Genomic DNA, 13,926 nt, shown 5'->3' on the forward strand with positions numbered 1-13,926 from the left:
CACGAGAAAGCCTGCCGTGGGCGTAAACAGACAGCAGACCAGATCAATTTGGTTTCAAATACTAGTGATTTTCGCATGCCGGAGCAACTGATACCCGGGGTTCTTTGTTCTGCATCAAATGATGGCGACCTCCCCGCGGCCAGATGCTGGCGTCAGCTTGCTCAACACAGCTTCTATGCCTGTACGGCTTTCTAGCAAAACACCGTCACCGCAGGGCACCAGATTCTTCCAAGCCAGCCGTAGCATGTATTGACCATGTACCGGTTTATTTTTGTTGGCTAGTTACAGGGATGGTTCGAGAAGGCTCAATCACCGGCAGACGGTTAAACCAAATCAACAGCACCGTCGCCATGCTGATCAGCATGATTTTGTGCCAGAGTAAGGGTACCCAATAAATCGAGAGCAGGAAACTGAGCACCATCATGAGATTGGCGCGACGTTTGACTGTCCGGGAAACCGCGCGATGCTGGTGCCAATTGTGCAAGATGGGGCCAAAATGCGGGTGCTGGTGCAGCCATCGGCTCAGGCGGGGGGAGCCGCGCATAAAGCAGGCACTGGCCAGCAGCAAGAATGGTGTGGTCGGGAGCAGCGGCAAGAAAATCCCCACAACTCCCAACCCAACGCAGAGCCACCCGATCAGCAGCAACATAAATTGCTTAATCACTTGAATCACATCTCCTTCCTGACCGGCGGGAGCGTGCGGCGCTCTGCCCAATCAGTTACTGGCTCAGGATCCCCAGCCAGGTCAGGCTAGCCGGTAGCGTCGGCAGTCCCATCACAACCAGAAAACCAACAAAATACTTAAAACTATATGGATCTTTATAATCCTGCTCCATGAATCACTTCCTTCTTCGATATTGAATACGACTGACTTGCTGATTGTCTGAGGCTTCATTGGCCACAGATCTTTCGCGGGCAGTACTATATCTGATCAAGAAAGCGACAAAAACCTGTCAAGAGTAGGGCTATTACGCAGATTACTGTATAAAGAATTGATTCAAATCACAATCAATCCCGCCAAGCGTTTTAGACTAAATTCACCACTTCTAAACATAATATAAAAGCGATGACAACGTCAGAAAAAGTCTACCAACAGCTGAAGCTAAGATTGGAGCTGGAGCATGATGCACTGCTGAAAGAATTGAAACACGAATTGCTTCTCAATACGCTGGTTCCTTCGGCCACCGCCATTGAGCAAGCCGATCTGAACGAGCTTATTCACATAGCGGCGTCTTCATACCTCGGCAACCTGCATACGCTGGCCGAACGGATGGAGATCGTCGATGCCGCCGTTTGTGCCATCAAGCTCGGCATGTACGGGTTGTGCACCGATTGTGAAGAGACGATTACGCTCCATGAGCTCGACGCCGATCCGGCGCAGCCCCGCTGCCACCGTTGTCGAAGCCACAGTCGTTATCACCACGATTCATGAGTTTCGCAGTGATAACTACCGCTATTCGGCCAGGCGTTCGTACCAGACGTTTACATCCGTTTCGGGACGAAGCTGCACGTCTGACCGACTATAGCGCGTCCTGTTCGGCCGCCCATGCCTTAAATGCCGCTTTCTCTCTGGCGTCAGCTTTGCTATACCAAAGTTTCAGCTGCGCCAGGGCATCACCGGTGATCGACACTTCCCCTTGCTCAGACACTTCAACTGCCGCTTTGGCTAAATCAACAGCATAACCCTGTTCAAAGGTAATGCCCTGCATACGGTTATACGCCGCAACCAGCTCTTCCATGTTGCTGAACGAGCCAAAGCCGTTGCCTTCCAGCTCAACATAGTTCAGATCCTTGACCGATCCGTCTGCCAGCGCTAGCTGCCACTCAGGACCACGCTCAAAATGTGCTTTAGCCTGTGAGAGCGTCTTTAAGTTGGGAATCACAATACTGGCGTCCTGGCTCGGCACCTCCAGCTCAAACATGTAAGGACGGGTGGTAAACATCGCTGCTTTGGAGCCGTTTTTCAACTCACCGTCGTAGCGGATCACCACCTGGTGTTTCCCCGGAGCCAGCTCAACGCTTTGGGTTGGTGACCAGAATGAACTCTCGACCGCATTGCCGTCGACAACCAACAATTCGATATTCTCGCCAACCGATAACGTCGCCGCCTGTAATCCGAACGCCGGAAGTCCCAGCAATGCCGCCCATAGCAACTTCTTCATCTTTCTTCCTTCTCCTGATGGTCATCATGCCAAAACGCTAGAATAGCAAAAAGCCGCCTGAAAGGCGGCTTTTATCAGTGTTCAGGTTAAGACACCTTAGAACAGTACTTCCATACCTGCCAGGTAACCGAACTCAGAGTCATCTGCGTCAGAGCTACCGATTTCAGCGTATACTTTCACGTTTGAGTGCAGTTGCTGAGTTACGTTCGCGTAAACAGCGCTTACATCGTCCTTGTCAAAGTCTAGGAATGTGTAACCCAGAGCGAAAGTGGTCTTATCCATAGTGTAAGAACCAGCTAGCGCTGCAGTGTCTACGTCTAGTTTGTTTGCAGAGTTTGCAACGTTTTTGTACTCAACCTGACCGAAAGAGCCAGCCAGAGCGATGGCACCCATTGTGTATTCAACTTCCAGGTTGTAACCTTCAACGTCGATTACACCACCAGTGAAATCAGTACCGAAGATGTCAGAAGACGCAATGTCAGAGCCAGAGTACAGGTATACACGTGCATCCAGGTCACCGAAACGCGCACCCAGACGGCCGTCGATTACTTGAGCTTCGTCAACGTCTTTACCAGTTACAGCGTCTGCTTTCTGAGTTTCAGTCAGCAGTGCAGAAACACCTGCGTAGAACTGACCGTTGTCGAAAACATATTTTGCAGCTTGGTCACCATTCGCCAGAACGAAATCCAGACCGTCACCGCCCAACTCGTAGTCTTTACCGATGCCGGCATCATCCGCGATCAGGTACTGACGACCAAAAGTCAGCGTACCGAAGTCACCTTGGAAACCAACCCACAGCTCATCGTTAGTTACGTCGCCGTCTTCGTATTCGTAAGCCATTGCTGCTACAGCGTTCAGGCTGTCAGTCACAGGAACTGTGGTGTTGAAAGCCAGATCACCGTCATCCAGGCGGAAAGCTGAATCGCTGTCTTTTGCATAACCCTGGAAGTACTGAACTTCCGCTGCGCCAGATACGTCAACGATTACGCCTTGCTGGTCATATAGGTTAACGCCTGCGTTCGCAGAACCTGCTGCTAGTACTGATAGTGCTAGAAGTGTCTTTTTCATGATATCCACTGCCTTTTCTTATTTAGACTGGAATTCCTGTTTCCAGAATTCCTTTTCTTTATATACCTGAGGCTCATTGATTCCCCTACAACATAAAGCAAGGAATGAACCGCAGGTCAGTAACTTGTGAGCTCATCCTGACAGAACTTTTATCTCTGTGTCAAATAATCTAAAAAACACCTCAAAAAAAATCAATAACCAAATAAAACAACAACTTAAAAAGAGACCTTCTGTTCATTTTTTATCATAAACCGTCCCAACACCATGATATGGCAATTATCATCAATGTGAACCAACACGTAAAAACACTAAAAAAAGGCAAAAAAACAACAAAACACAGAATAAAAACCTAAAAAACACCATTCAAAACAGTTAATTCATTGTTCATTAAGGAAACCCCAGGATAGCCCGCCAAGGTTCAATCTATTTTCGTGAGCAAAATCGCATTTTGTTCAAATTAATGTCCAGAACACGCTGCCGCTCACAATTAGATGTTCGTGCTATAATGCGACTCCCTGCCTTTACAAAGTTTCAGATATGTTACACAACCAGATAAAACGTGATATCAAACAATGCTATGAGAACCTGGGGATCCAGCTGGACAACTTCATTCCCAGACGCGCGCAGAACTATCTGGTTGCTGAAATCGCCAAAACATTGGCTGGCGAATACCATGCCAAACACCGGATGCTGGTGGCCGAAGCCGGAACCGGCATCGGTAAATCACTCTCGTATCTACTGGGCGGCATTCCGTTTGCCCTGTTCAACAACAAAAAAGTCCTGATCTCCACTGCAACCGTGGCGCTCCAGGAGCAGCTCATCCACAAAGACCTGCCCCTGTTTAACCAAATTTTTCCCAAGGAATTCAGTTTTATCCTGGCCAAAGGACGCCAGCGCTATTGCTGTGCCCATAAACTGGAAGCCAGCTGCGTCACGGGAGGAGATCAACAAGTCTCGCTCTGGGAAGAAAAACCCAAAAAGTCCGATCTCGAGTTGTTGAAACGGATGCAAAAAGCACTGGAAAGCCAGAAATGGGATGGTGACAAAGACAGCTGGCCGACCGCGGTCCCCGACCGTGTCTGGCAACAAATCGTCGCCGACAAGCACAGCTGTAACGCGGGGATGCCCAAACACCGCAGCTGTCCGTTCAGCAAAGCACGCGAACATCTGGAAAAAGCGGATGTGATCATCGCCAACCACGCCTTGCTGATGGCTGACATTGAACTCGGCGGCGGGATTATTTTGCCTGAGCCGGAGCAAACCATTTACCTGATTGACGAGGCCCATCACCTGCCTCAGGTCGCACGCGACTTTTCTTCCGCCGCCGCCAGTTTAAAAGGGGCCGCCAACTGGTTGGAAAAACTCAACCAATCAACCGGAAAACTGGCTGAAATGGCAGACTACCAAAAGGCAGGCCGTTTTCAGAGTGCGTTGAATGAGGCGATCAGCCACTTGATCCCGGCACTGCGGCAAATCTCAGCCCAGATTGACCCGACCCTGTTCAACAAGGACGGGATCCTTCGCTTTGAACACGGTGAGTTGCCGTCCTGGCTGGAAGAAGAAGCCAAGGGATGCAAAGAAGCCAGCAAAAAAGCCGCCAAATCTCTGGGCAAAATCCATGACTTAATTGCAGAGCGAGTCAAGGAAAACGAAATCAGCCCGCGTCTTGGCGATCAGGCCCTGGCGGAATCCGGGTTTTACCTGCAACGGCTGGAAAACCTGGAAAAGGTCTGGCTCCTGATGGCACAGCCCAACAAAGACAAGGGTGCCCCGCTGGCCCGATGGATTGAAAAGAGCCCGGATCGGGAAGACGATTACATCGTTGAAGTCTCGCCGCTCGAAGTCGGACATCGGCTGGACCAGCTGCTCTGGAGCCGGGCTGCCGGATCCGTGCTGGTCTCGGCCACCCTGAGGGCCTTGAACCAGTTTGATTACTTCTGTCGCCAGGCCGGAATTTTCGACAAAGATGCCACACGATTTCTGGCACTGGCATCCCCGTTTGACTACCAGAACAACGCCCGGTTGGTGATCCCGGCAATGCCGCTTGAGCCCCAGGCGCAACAATTCACCGACTTACTCATCCGCACACTGCCGGAATACCTCGAAGGCGAACAAGCCAGTCTGGTGCTGTTCTCATCCTACTGGCAAATGAACCAGGTCGCTGAAGCCCTCAAGCCCCTGATGAAAAAAAATCGCTGGGAATTACTGGTTCAGGGAGAGGAGTCCCGCAGTCTCACGCTAAAAAAACATAAAGAAAACTGTGAAAAAGGTAAAACCAGCATTTTATTTGGCACCGGCAGTTTTTCAGAGGGACTCGACCTGCCCGGGGACCTGCTGACCAATCTGATCATCACGAAAATTCCGTTTGCGGTCCCGACCTCTCCGGTCGAAGAAGCTCACGCGGAGTATATCGAAAGCCGGGGGGGAAACCCGTTTTTGCAAATTTCGGTCCCCGAAGCCAGCAAAAAACTGATCCAATCGGTCGGACGTCTGCTGCGCAAGGAACAAGATTCTGGTAGAGTCGTGCTGCTTGATCGCCGGATCATCAATCGCCGCTATGGAAAAGCGCTGCTTGATTCATTACCGCCATTTAAACGGGTCATTGAATACCCCTGAACCATATTTGACGCTAAGAATAACGCTAAATGATAGAAATGATTGAACCGAGTATGCTGATCATCCTCGGTCTGGTGGCTCTTGCTGCCGGATTTATTGATGCGGTTGCCGGCGGCGGCGGGATGCTGACGGTCCCGGCGTTGCTCTCCATCGGGCTACCGCCGCATATCGCGCTGGGCACCAACAAACTGGCCGCGACCTTTGCTTCGTCCACCGCGGCCTGGACCTACTATCGCAAACAGCTCTTTTCTCCCCGTTTCTGGCGAGCGTCTTTCGTGGCAACCCTGATCGGCGCCATCACCGGGACCCTGATCGTCGATCTCATCAGTACCGATTGGCTGGAAAAAGTCCTGCCGTTGATCATTCTGGCGGCCGCCGTCTATACAGTCTGGCACCCTCATCCGAAATCACACACCCGCCGGCTTCCCGAGCGATGCAGGAAATTTCGTAAAAAGCAGTGGCTGCAGGGAACCAGCCTCGGGTTTTATGACGGACTGGCCGGTCCGGGCACCGGGGCATTCTGGACTGTCTCGAATATGGCACTCTATCGCCTGGATATTCTGATGGCCTCCGGGCTGGCCAAGGCGATGAACTTTACCAGTAACCTGACCTCGCTGATCACCTTTGCCATCCTGGGGCATATTAACTTTGCCCTGGGGCTGACCATGGGCATATGCTTAATGCTGGGTGCCTACATTGGCGCGCACTCAGCCATTCGCTTCGGCGCTAAATTTATCCGGCCGGTGTTTGTCACCGTGGTCATTCTTCTTGCGATCAAGCTCGCCTGGCAAGCCTGGTTATAAACGACGTCTTCTATGCCTGATTTAAACCGGTTTACAACCCTTCTGGAACAACTCGCAGTCGAAGCGGCCAAGATTGACCGCCAGCGGGGTGAAGCGTCCCGCCCGTTATTCGACGAGCAACTGTTTTTCTGTCGCAGCAAACTGCTGACGCCCTGTGTCAACGAAGTGCGCAACGAAATCACGGCCCTGCAACGTGAGCACAAAGCGGGAAAGCTGCTTCCCTCGCGCACCCAACATATCTGCGACAGAGTGATTGCCCAAATCCAGGCGATTCAGCGCGAGCTGGCCACCCAGCAAGTCCGTCGTCGCGAACCGAAGCCCCAGTACACACGCCGACGCCCAATCCATGAGCTCTATCAGGATTTAGCACAGCATCAGGACTGGGAGCGACGCCTGGCCGCTATGCAGCGGGATAAAGAAGCACAGATCAACCAGTGCCGCAGTCAGCTAGAACAACAAACTTTGCAAAAAGAAATTCTGGCGCTGGAAGGCAGGCTGTCACGCTGCCGTGCAGCCCTCACGAAAATTGAGCAAGAAATCGGCACGCGGGAACGAAAAGGGTAATCCATGCTACCTCTGGTCTATCACCCGATTTATTCCCAATTGGAGCTCCCGGCCAACCACCGCTATCCGATCAGCAAGTACCGCCGGCTTTATCAACACCTGACGGAAGATCTCGATCTCCTGCAGCGGTCAGATATTGAAATCCACCAGCCGGTTCCCGTGCAGGCAGATGAGCTGAAAGGATTGCACCATCCTGACTATATCGATGCTCTGCTCAACAATACCCTTCCAGCGGCTAAAATGCGTCGGATTGGTTTTCCGTGGAGCCAGCAACTCCTCGATCGGACATTGACTTCTACCGCCGGGACCCGTATGACTGTTGAACTGGCCTGCCGGTATGGGATCAGTATTCACCTCAGCGGTGGCTACCACCATGCCCATCATGACTTCGGCAGCGGTTTTTGCCTGGTCAATGATTTGGCGTTTGCCGCCCGGCATGCCCTGACCTTACCAGGGATCGACAAAGTCATGATCATCGACTGTGACGTTCACCACGGCGACGGCACGGCGACCTTGCTGGCAGACGATGACCATATCATCACCTTCTCCGTACACTGCGAGAAAAACTTTCCGGCCCGCAAGCCGGATTCTGATATCGATCTGGCCCTGCCGCGCGACACCAATACCACCGATTACCTGAATGCGTTCAGCGGTGTCCTGCATCTCGCCCTGGCCCAGCACCAGCCCGATTTAGTGCTTTATGATGCCGGCGTGGATATCCATCAGCATGATGAGCTGGGCTATTTCAATGTCTCCCTGGCCGGGATTTATCAACGGGATCACCTGGTCCTGCACACGTGCCGGGAGCAGATGATCCCCGTTGCGGCAGTAATCGGCGGCGGATACCGTCATGATCACCAGACACTCATTGCACCACATAGCCAATTGCTGCATGCGGCAATGGATATTTATCTGGGCCATCGCGTCCCGAGCCTGGAACCCACTTTCACTCAAGAGAAACCGCACGATGGCAGAGCCTAAAAACACGCCCCCTTCTCTGGACGATGCGCCGGAAGATATCAAACTGGCTGTCGACTTAATCTATTTGCTGGAAACCCATGAGATTGAACCGGATATTGCTATTTCGGCTCTGGAAATGGTTCTGCAGGATATGAAGAAAAAACGTCAGTGACGCTGAGCCGGTCGCGACGCCTTCGCCCCCAAACCTTCCGAATTCCTATTCACGGACTGCTCAGCGCCGACCTCTCACCCTGCCGGAGCCTGAGTGTTTCATGCCTGCGATGCCGATTTCTCTCTCGGCATCCGGGGGCGACAGTCAGCAAAACCCGTCAAAATAATGACAAATTCATTATCAAAACCGTCAATAAAATATAAAAACTTGCACAAGATAAAAGTGTCACAATATATTTTGTTCGGGTTATTTAACTTGCAACAAAATAAACCTAGAATAGCCCGCACATCTATTATTATTAGATTCATCATGACACACTCTTATCATATTTTTATTGCCAAGGAGCTTTTATGAAGAGGGAACTGAAAGTTGCCGTTATCGCAGCTGCTGTCACACTGACCCTGTCCGGCTGTGCCTCAAACTCCAATTCTGATTCCGTTGAAAGCCTGCCGCTAGAGACAAACCAATCACAAACCGCAATCCAAATTGATAAGGTAAAACAATCAATTGACGCGGCAGAAAAGGTCCTTGTTTCGACTAAAGAAATCGAGCTGGACTGGTTTGCGACCAAAGCCGTCACCGACGCCAAGCAAGCCCTTGCTGAAGCAAAAGAATATTACAAAGAATTCGAACTGGATCCGTCTGAGGCCAACAGCTCCAGTGGTTTCTTCAGCTCGAAAACCAACATCCAGGCGGCCGAAGAAGGCATTGCGAAATTTAATGCCCACATCAATAAAGCAAAATCGATCCGGACGGAAGTACTGACGATTCTGGAAGAAGCCTTCAGTTACCATAATCAACTGAAAGAAATCGACGCGGCCAAACATTATCCAACCACAGCCAGCCAGCTTGAGAGCGAACTGAAACGCCTGGTTGATGATGTCGCCAATGAAAATATCGACGATGCCATCAACGGTCAGCCGAAACTGGTGACCAAACAGCGCGCCCTGGAAGTCAAAACAGTCACGAAGATTTATCTGTCTGACGCGCAGCAAGAGCTCAAGCGCCTGAAGCTGGCGAAAATTGACATGCATGCGCCGAAAACACTCAGCCAGGCAGCAGCGGCAGTTACCGCTGCCAAGGCTTTTATTGCTGCAGAGCCACGCGCGACCACCCAGATTATTGACAAGGTCGATGAGGCAGTTTTCTCACTCAAACATGCCGAGCAAATTGCCACGGTCGTGAAGAAACTGAAAGCCATGCCGGAGAGCGACTACGAGCGCCATGTGCTGAGCTACGAAAAAATCCTGCTCAACATAACACTGGCCTTGGGTGCCGATGACATGCGCGATCAAGCGCTCACCAAGCAAGGCGAAGGGTTGGTGCAATATATCAAGGACAACCTGAAGAACGAGCAGGAAACCATGCTGGCTCAGCAGAAGCTACGCCAGGATCTGAAAGATCAGCGTGCCCGTGCCGCCCTGCTGGAAGAGAAAGTCGGTAAGCTGTCAGCTCAGCTCATCATTGCCAAGCAAGCCGCCGAAACGGTCCCAACACTGGAAACACCGGCCGTCGCCCCAGCGAAGCAAGCCGCGGTTGAAACCGAAGTGAAAGCCGAAACGCCACAACCGGCTCAACCAGCTCAACCAGCTCAACCAGAAGCGATCACAGAACCTACGACGGTTGACACTGAGGATGCTTCCAGCCAGGAAGGTTAATTTCCGACAGAAACGACTGACAACGCCTCCGAATGGAGGCGTTTTTTTCATCGCGTGAACCGACCGCAAATCATTATCCTATCGCGCGATACTTCGCCGGAAAACGGTGGGGAATATCGGTAAACACACCATCCACGCCCCAGTTAAATAACTGGTTGGCCCGCGCTAAATCATTCACGGTATAGACATTCACGCGATAGCCTGCGGCTTTGAAATCGCCAATCATCTGCTGCGTCAGGCCATGCTCGGCCGGGTGGATCATTTCCGCCTGGCATTTTTGCAACGCCGACAGCCAGTCATCCCCGAGCTGCCCGGCTTCAAACAGACAAGCCACAGCCGTTTGCGGCCGCCGCCGCTTAAACTCTGCCAAGGCCAGATGATTAAAACTCGACACAATCAGCTCGCGCCCATCATCCAGATGATCCAGTGCTGCAATCACATTGTCGATCAACCGCTCCGTCATCGCCCAGCCCGCGCTGCACGATTTGATCTCGACATTGATATTGAGCAGATCCTGGTTGACCAGGGTAATGAGCTGAGCCAACGTTGGGATCCGCTCACCCATGTACTGATCGGCAAACCAGCTCCCGGCATCGATCTGCACCAGATCGCCAGCCTGAAGATCATACAAGCTGCCGCTCCGGTCCGTACAACGATCCAGCGTGTCATCATGTGAAACCACCACTGTCCCGTCGGCTAAAATATCCACATCACATTCAATCCACCGGATCCCATGGGGTTTGCACAGAGAAAAAGCCGCCAGCGTATTCTCCGGCGCCAGGGTCGGAATCCCCCGATGTGCAAAAACGGTCTTCATCACGCGCCACCTTCATTCAGTTCTTATTGAGTTACTGCCAGTATAAGCTGATTATCCCGGCGCCACTACGGCCTCGCGTGACCAACGCGAGCCTCAACCCATTATTGGCCGGCGCTGCGTCTTTCCCAACAGAACTTGGGGATAACACTTGATTCCGTTCCGAGAAGACTTACAATTCCCGGTTCATTCTCAACAATTTGGAATTCAACCGGCAGACAGAAATCAACCGCACCCACTCAACCAACTCCCGTGCTCCCCAACCGACCCAGTCAAATCAGGGCACCGTGCGTTCCGGTTTCTGAAACACCGTTGAATAAATCAGCATGAGCAAGCAACAGTACAACGAGTACAGCCCCGTTTTTAATGCATCGTTTCTTCATCCTAGATACTGGCCGACCTGGCTTGGGCTGCCGGTCGCCATCCTGCTGGCCATGCTCCCCCATCGCGCCCGGGCTGCGCTTGCGACCCGGCTTGCCAAGTATTTCGTCAGTAAAAACAATGGTGCCAAACGCCGGGCCCTGATGAATATCGAGCTGTGTTTCCCCGAGCTTTCCGCGCAAGAGCAACTCGCCCTGCTGGAGCGCTCCTATGCAACGGCAGGGACCGTATTGCTTGGGTTTGCCCAACCTTTTATCAAAGGACGTCGATTTATCCTGAACCAACACGACGTGACCGGTGAGCACCACCTTCAGGCTCTGCGGGAGCAAAACAAGAACATCATCATGCTGGTCCCCCACAACTGGGCCATTGATTTCACGGCGCTGTATTTTGCGGCTAAAGAGATGCCGATGGTTGCCATGGTCCGTCCGCAGCAAAACCCGATTGCCGAATGGTTGATGAACCGCCAACGTAAAATTTTTGGTGGTCGAATTTACCAGCGCAGCCAAGGCATCAAACCCTACCTGAAATCGATCAAGGAAGGCTACCTGGCCTATTACCTGCCGGATGAAGATCATGGGGTCAAACAGAGTGTCTTCGCCCCCTTCTTCGGCCATGAAAAGGCGACCGTCAAAGGCGTCGGGAAACTGGCCAAGCTGTCCAACGCCGCTGTGCTGCCGGTGTTTCCAGCCTTTAATATGGAAACAGGCCGGTTCGAAATTAACATTCAGCCGCCGATGACCGACTTCCCGTCAGGCGATGAATACACCGATGCCTGTGCGATGAACCAGGTGCTTGAAGACATGATCCGCAAGCAACCTGAACAATATATGTGGATTATGAGCATTCTTCGCACGCTGCCGGACGGCAGCAAACGGTACTGATCATTGCTCAAACGAAAGGCTCACCGATGTGAGCCTTTTATTCGCAAACTGAACCCGCAAACTAGCTGATAATATGCACTCGCATCTGCTCTTCTGCCTGCTGAAGCGCTTCCTGCATTTGCTCAAGGTTCAATTCGCGGGGCGCCTCGATCTCTAACTCGGCAAAAAACAAGGTTCTGCCGAGCTCCGGCAAACCGACCCGGTGGTTTTCAATATGAATAATCTCCGCCCCGAGATCATCCAGAATATGCGTGATATCGCTGACAATCCCTGCGCGATCATCCGCCTCGATCTTCAGCTTATGCGAGACCAAATCAGCCGATGTCGCCGGCTGCGGGATCTCCAACACTCTGGGTTGCAGCTCAGGGTACCGGTTAAACTCCTGTTTCAGCGCTGCCACCGACGCTTCCGGAATATCGACTTTAATTAATCCCACGATTTGGTTATCCAGCCGGTGAATTTTACTGACCAGCCATTTCCCGCCCAGCTCGTGACTATGCGCTGCCAGTTGATTGATCAACTGAGGACGATCCGGACCCGCAATGGTAATCGTTAACTGAACATTCATACGCCATCCCCTCTTACTACGACACGCCGCCAAACCCGGCCGCCACGGCAAATTTGATTCGACACTCAACCAGGCTTCTTTGAGCCTAGCAAGCCAAGCGCTCCCCTGCCGTGACGATCTTCATGTTCAGATTTGCCCCCTATAAAAAATCAGGTTCAATCGGCGGTTAATTGGCTGGCATGTTCAATAGATAGGGATAGATAACCCGAGCTTAATTTCAAGCAAAGCGGATTTCTGATAATCAAAGGAGTCGCTCGTGACAGCCACATTAAACATAGACCCTTGATATTCAAGCCCTAAGGCCCATAGCTCAGGGTATACTTTGACCCGATACTGAGCAGCCCCACTTTGATACTGATAGCCGAATTGGAGCAACGTTGTATCATAGGCCCGAAACCCACGCATATAAGTTGCGTGTCCGTCAAACGAATAACCTATCAACGCATTGTATTTAATCGGTAATTTCTGCTTAAAGTCCCGATTCCCTTCATGGCCCGTAATCACGGGATTAATCTTTATCTTGCCATCTTCGATTTGACTTGTTGCCGTCGTTGCTTTGGCATCAGTAAACGGTGACTCATGCCATAAGATCTCACTGAAGACATCCTGCACATAGACGGAGGCCAACCAGTGTTTTGATATCTGCCAGTCAGCACCAACATCAAAACTATACCCATACTCACTTTGGGGGGCGTCGGTGACACGATCGAAAAGCTTATCTTCTGTGTAGGTATAGGAAAGGTTTACTTCTCCGGAATAACATTCGAAGTCATCCCCGCAATTTCCTGTGAGTGACGCCCAACCACTGGTCTCTCCAACCATCAGTTCCTTAGCCTTCAGATATGACGCAGCCCCGTAAAATTTAATGGACTGACGAAAGTCATACTGATATCCCAACCGAAAACCATCACTTTTAATATGATTAGTCTTCAGGTACAAATCATAGCGTTTATCCGGTTGGATCAAAGTTCCATTGACCGTGGTCCCATACAATTCCATCGTGTCCTTTGAAAAACCGAGGAACCAGTCGTACCGAGAGATCAACGAAAAGGAGACCTGATTAAACCGTGTGCCAAGCGCGGCTTCATTAAAAGTAAACGCACTCTCACTACCGTGATAGGTTCCTTCCTTTCCTTTTATGATCTGGTAAGCCGAATTATTCTCCGCATAGGCCATTGCATTTGTCGACAAATAAACATCTATCCCCTGCCCGGTGCCTGCAGAAAATGGTAATAAACTCAGCGAAGCTGCTGTAGAAAAAATCAACATGTTACTA

At 51.4% G+C, this 13,926-nt stretch carries 14 protein-coding genes; 8 read left to right on the top strand and 6 right to left on the bottom strand.

Annotation, left to right across the window (positions count from 1 at the left end):
- Nucleotides 1–265 precede the first annotated feature (265 nt).
- Nucleotides 266–649: a YbaN family protein gene (locus VV869_RS01640; protein ID WP_337733461.1), complete on the bottom strand. Its 384-nt coding sequence runs from the start codon at nt 647–649 to the stop codon at nt 266–268.
- A gap of 417 nt (nt 650–1,066) precedes the next feature.
- On the opposite strand from VV869_RS01640, the gene VV869_RS01645 reads away from it, so the two are divergent.
- Nucleotides 1,067–1,432, top strand: a complete 366-nt coding sequence (locus VV869_RS01645) for a conjugal transfer protein TraR (RefSeq protein ID WP_337733277.1) — start codon at nt 1,067–1,069, stop codon at nt 1,430–1,432.
- Between the two features lie 88 nt (nt 1,433–1,520).
- Here the strand turns inward: VV869_RS01645 and VV869_RS01650 are convergent, their stop codons facing one another.
- Both VV869_RS01650 and VV869_RS01655 read right to left on the bottom strand, forming a co-directional pair.
- Nucleotides 1,521–2,162: a YccT family protein gene (locus VV869_RS01650; RefSeq protein ID WP_337733278.1), complete on the bottom strand. Its 642-nt coding sequence runs from the start codon at nt 2,160–2,162 to the stop codon at nt 1,521–1,523.
- Between the two features lie 96 nt (nt 2,163–2,258).
- Complete coding sequence (locus VV869_RS01655) at nt 2,259–3,230, bottom strand: porin (RefSeq protein ID WP_337733279.1); 972 nt, start codon at nt 3,228–3,230, stop codon at nt 2,259–2,261.
- Nucleotides 3,231–3,767: 537 nt separating this feature from the next.
- Between VV869_RS01655 and dinG the strand changes: the two genes are divergently transcribed.
- The 6 genes from dinG to VV869_RS01685 all read left to right on the top strand — a co-directional run bounded on the left by dinG (nt 3,768) and on the right by VV869_RS01685 (nt 10,003).
- The gene (gene dinG / locus VV869_RS01660) at nt 3,768–5,846 is read left to right on the top strand and encodes an ATP-dependent DNA helicase DinG (RefSeq protein ID WP_337733280.1); all 2,079 of its coding nucleotides are present in this window, start codon (nt 3,768–3,770) and stop codon (nt 5,844–5,846) included.
- A gap of 29 nt (nt 5,847–5,875) precedes the next feature.
- Nucleotides 5,876–6,649, top strand: a complete 774-nt coding sequence (locus VV869_RS01665; RefSeq protein WP_337733281.1) for a sulfite exporter TauE/SafE family protein — start codon at nt 5,876–5,878, stop codon at nt 6,647–6,649.
- Between the two features lie 12 nt (nt 6,650–6,661).
- Nucleotides 6,662–7,213, top strand: a complete 552-nt coding sequence (locus VV869_RS01670) for a primosomal replication protein (protein ID WP_337733282.1) — start codon at nt 6,662–6,664, stop codon at nt 7,211–7,213.
- A 3-nt stretch (nt 7,214–7,216) separates the two neighbouring features.
- Nucleotides 7,217–8,194, top strand: coding sequence for a histone deacetylase family protein (locus VV869_RS01675; protein ID WP_337733283.1), 978 nt, complete (start codon nt 7,217–7,219; stop codon nt 8,192–8,194).
- Complete coding sequence (gene rsmS, locus VV869_RS01680; protein WP_337733284.1) at nt 8,181–8,345, top strand: pleiotropic regulatory protein RsmS; 165 nt, start codon at nt 8,181–8,183, stop codon at nt 8,343–8,345. Before VV869_RS01675 ends, rsmS begins: the two co-directional genes overlap by 14 nt.
- Nucleotides 8,346–8,695: 350 nt before the next feature.
- Nucleotides 8,696–10,003: a hypothetical protein gene (locus tag VV869_RS01685; protein WP_337733285.1), complete on the top strand. Its 1,308-nt coding sequence runs from the start codon at nt 8,696–8,698 to the stop codon at nt 10,001–10,003.
- A gap of 73 nt (nt 10,004–10,076) precedes the next feature.
- On the opposite strand, the gene VV869_RS01690 is transcribed toward VV869_RS01685, so the two are convergent.
- The gene (locus tag VV869_RS01690; protein WP_337733286.1) at nt 10,077–10,820 is read right to left on the bottom strand and encodes a glycerophosphoryl diester phosphodiesterase; all 744 of its coding nucleotides are present in this window, start codon (nt 10,818–10,820) and stop codon (nt 10,077–10,079) included.
- A 323-nt stretch (nt 10,821–11,143) separates the two neighbouring features.
- Between VV869_RS01690 and lpxM the strand changes: the two genes are divergently transcribed.
- Entirely contained in the window at nt 11,144–12,082 is a 939-nt protein-coding gene (gene lpxM, locus VV869_RS01695; RefSeq protein WP_337733287.1) for a lauroyl-Kdo(2)-lipid IV(A) myristoyltransferase, read from the top strand.
- A 61-nt stretch (nt 12,083–12,143) separates the two neighbouring features.
- Here lpxM and VV869_RS01700 read toward each other — a convergent pair whose 3' ends face one another.
- Entirely contained in the window at nt 12,144–12,650 is a 507-nt protein-coding gene (locus VV869_RS01700; RefSeq protein WP_337733288.1) for a glycine cleavage system protein R, read from the bottom strand.
- Nucleotides 12,651–12,833: 183 nt separating this feature from the next.
- On the bottom strand, nt 12,834–13,919 hold the full coding sequence (locus tag VV869_RS01705; protein ID WP_337733289.1) for a hypothetical protein: 1,086 nt from the start codon (nt 13,917–13,919) through the stop codon (nt 12,834–12,836).
- Nucleotides 13,920–13,926: the final 7 nt, after the last annotated feature.

The sequence above is a fragment of the Photobacterium sp. MCCC 1A19761 genome (genome assembly GCF_037389125.1).
Taxonomy (GTDB): domain Bacteria; phylum Pseudomonadota; class Gammaproteobacteria; order Enterobacterales; family Vibrionaceae; genus Photobacterium.

Excerpts from the sequence above, each read along its gene's own strand:
- VV869_RS01640 (WP_337733461.1), bottom strand. The coding sequence starts at position 649 with ATGTTGCTGCTGATCGGGTGGCTCTGCGTTGGGTTGGGAGTTGTGGGG.
- VV869_RS01645 (WP_337733277.1), top strand. The coding sequence starts at position 1,067 with ATGACAACGTCAGAAAAAGTCTACCAACAGCTGAAGCTAAGATTGGAG.
- VV869_RS01650 (WP_337733278.1), bottom strand. The coding sequence starts at position 2,162 with ATGAAGAAGTTGCTATGGGCGGCATTGCTGGGACTTCCGGCGTTCGGA.
- VV869_RS01655 (WP_337733279.1), bottom strand. The coding sequence starts at position 3,230 with ATGAAAAAGACACTTCTAGCACTATCAGTACTAGCAGCAGGTTCTGCG.
- dinG (WP_337733280.1), top strand. The coding sequence starts at position 3,768 with ATGTTACACAACCAGATAAAACGTGATATCAAACAATGCTATGAGAAC.
- VV869_RS01665 (WP_337733281.1), top strand. The coding sequence starts at position 5,876 with ATGATAGAAATGATTGAACCGAGTATGCTGATCATCCTCGGTCTGGTG.
- VV869_RS01670 (WP_337733282.1), top strand. The coding sequence starts at position 6,662 with ATGCCTGATTTAAACCGGTTTACAACCCTTCTGGAACAACTCGCAGTC.
- VV869_RS01675 (WP_337733283.1), top strand. The coding sequence starts at position 7,217 with ATGCTACCTCTGGTCTATCACCCGATTTATTCCCAATTGGAGCTCCCG.
- rsmS (WP_337733284.1), top strand. The coding sequence starts at position 8,181 with ATGGCAGAGCCTAAAAACACGCCCCCTTCTCTGGACGATGCGCCGGAA.
- VV869_RS01685 (WP_337733285.1), top strand. The coding sequence starts at position 8,696 with ATGAAGAGGGAACTGAAAGTTGCCGTTATCGCAGCTGCTGTCACACTG.
- VV869_RS01690 (WP_337733286.1), bottom strand. The coding sequence starts at position 10,820 with ATGAAGACCGTTTTTGCACATCGGGGGATTCCGACCCTGGCGCCGGAG.
- lpxM (WP_337733287.1), top strand. The coding sequence starts at position 11,144 with ATGAGCAAGCAACAGTACAACGAGTACAGCCCCGTTTTTAATGCATCG.
- VV869_RS01700 (WP_337733288.1), bottom strand. The coding sequence starts at position 12,650 with ATGAATGTTCAGTTAACGATTACCATTGCGGGTCCGGATCGTCCTCAG.
- VV869_RS01705 (WP_337733289.1), bottom strand. The coding sequence starts at position 13,919 with ATGTTGATTTTTTCTACAGCAGCTTCGCTGAGTTTATTACCATTTTCT.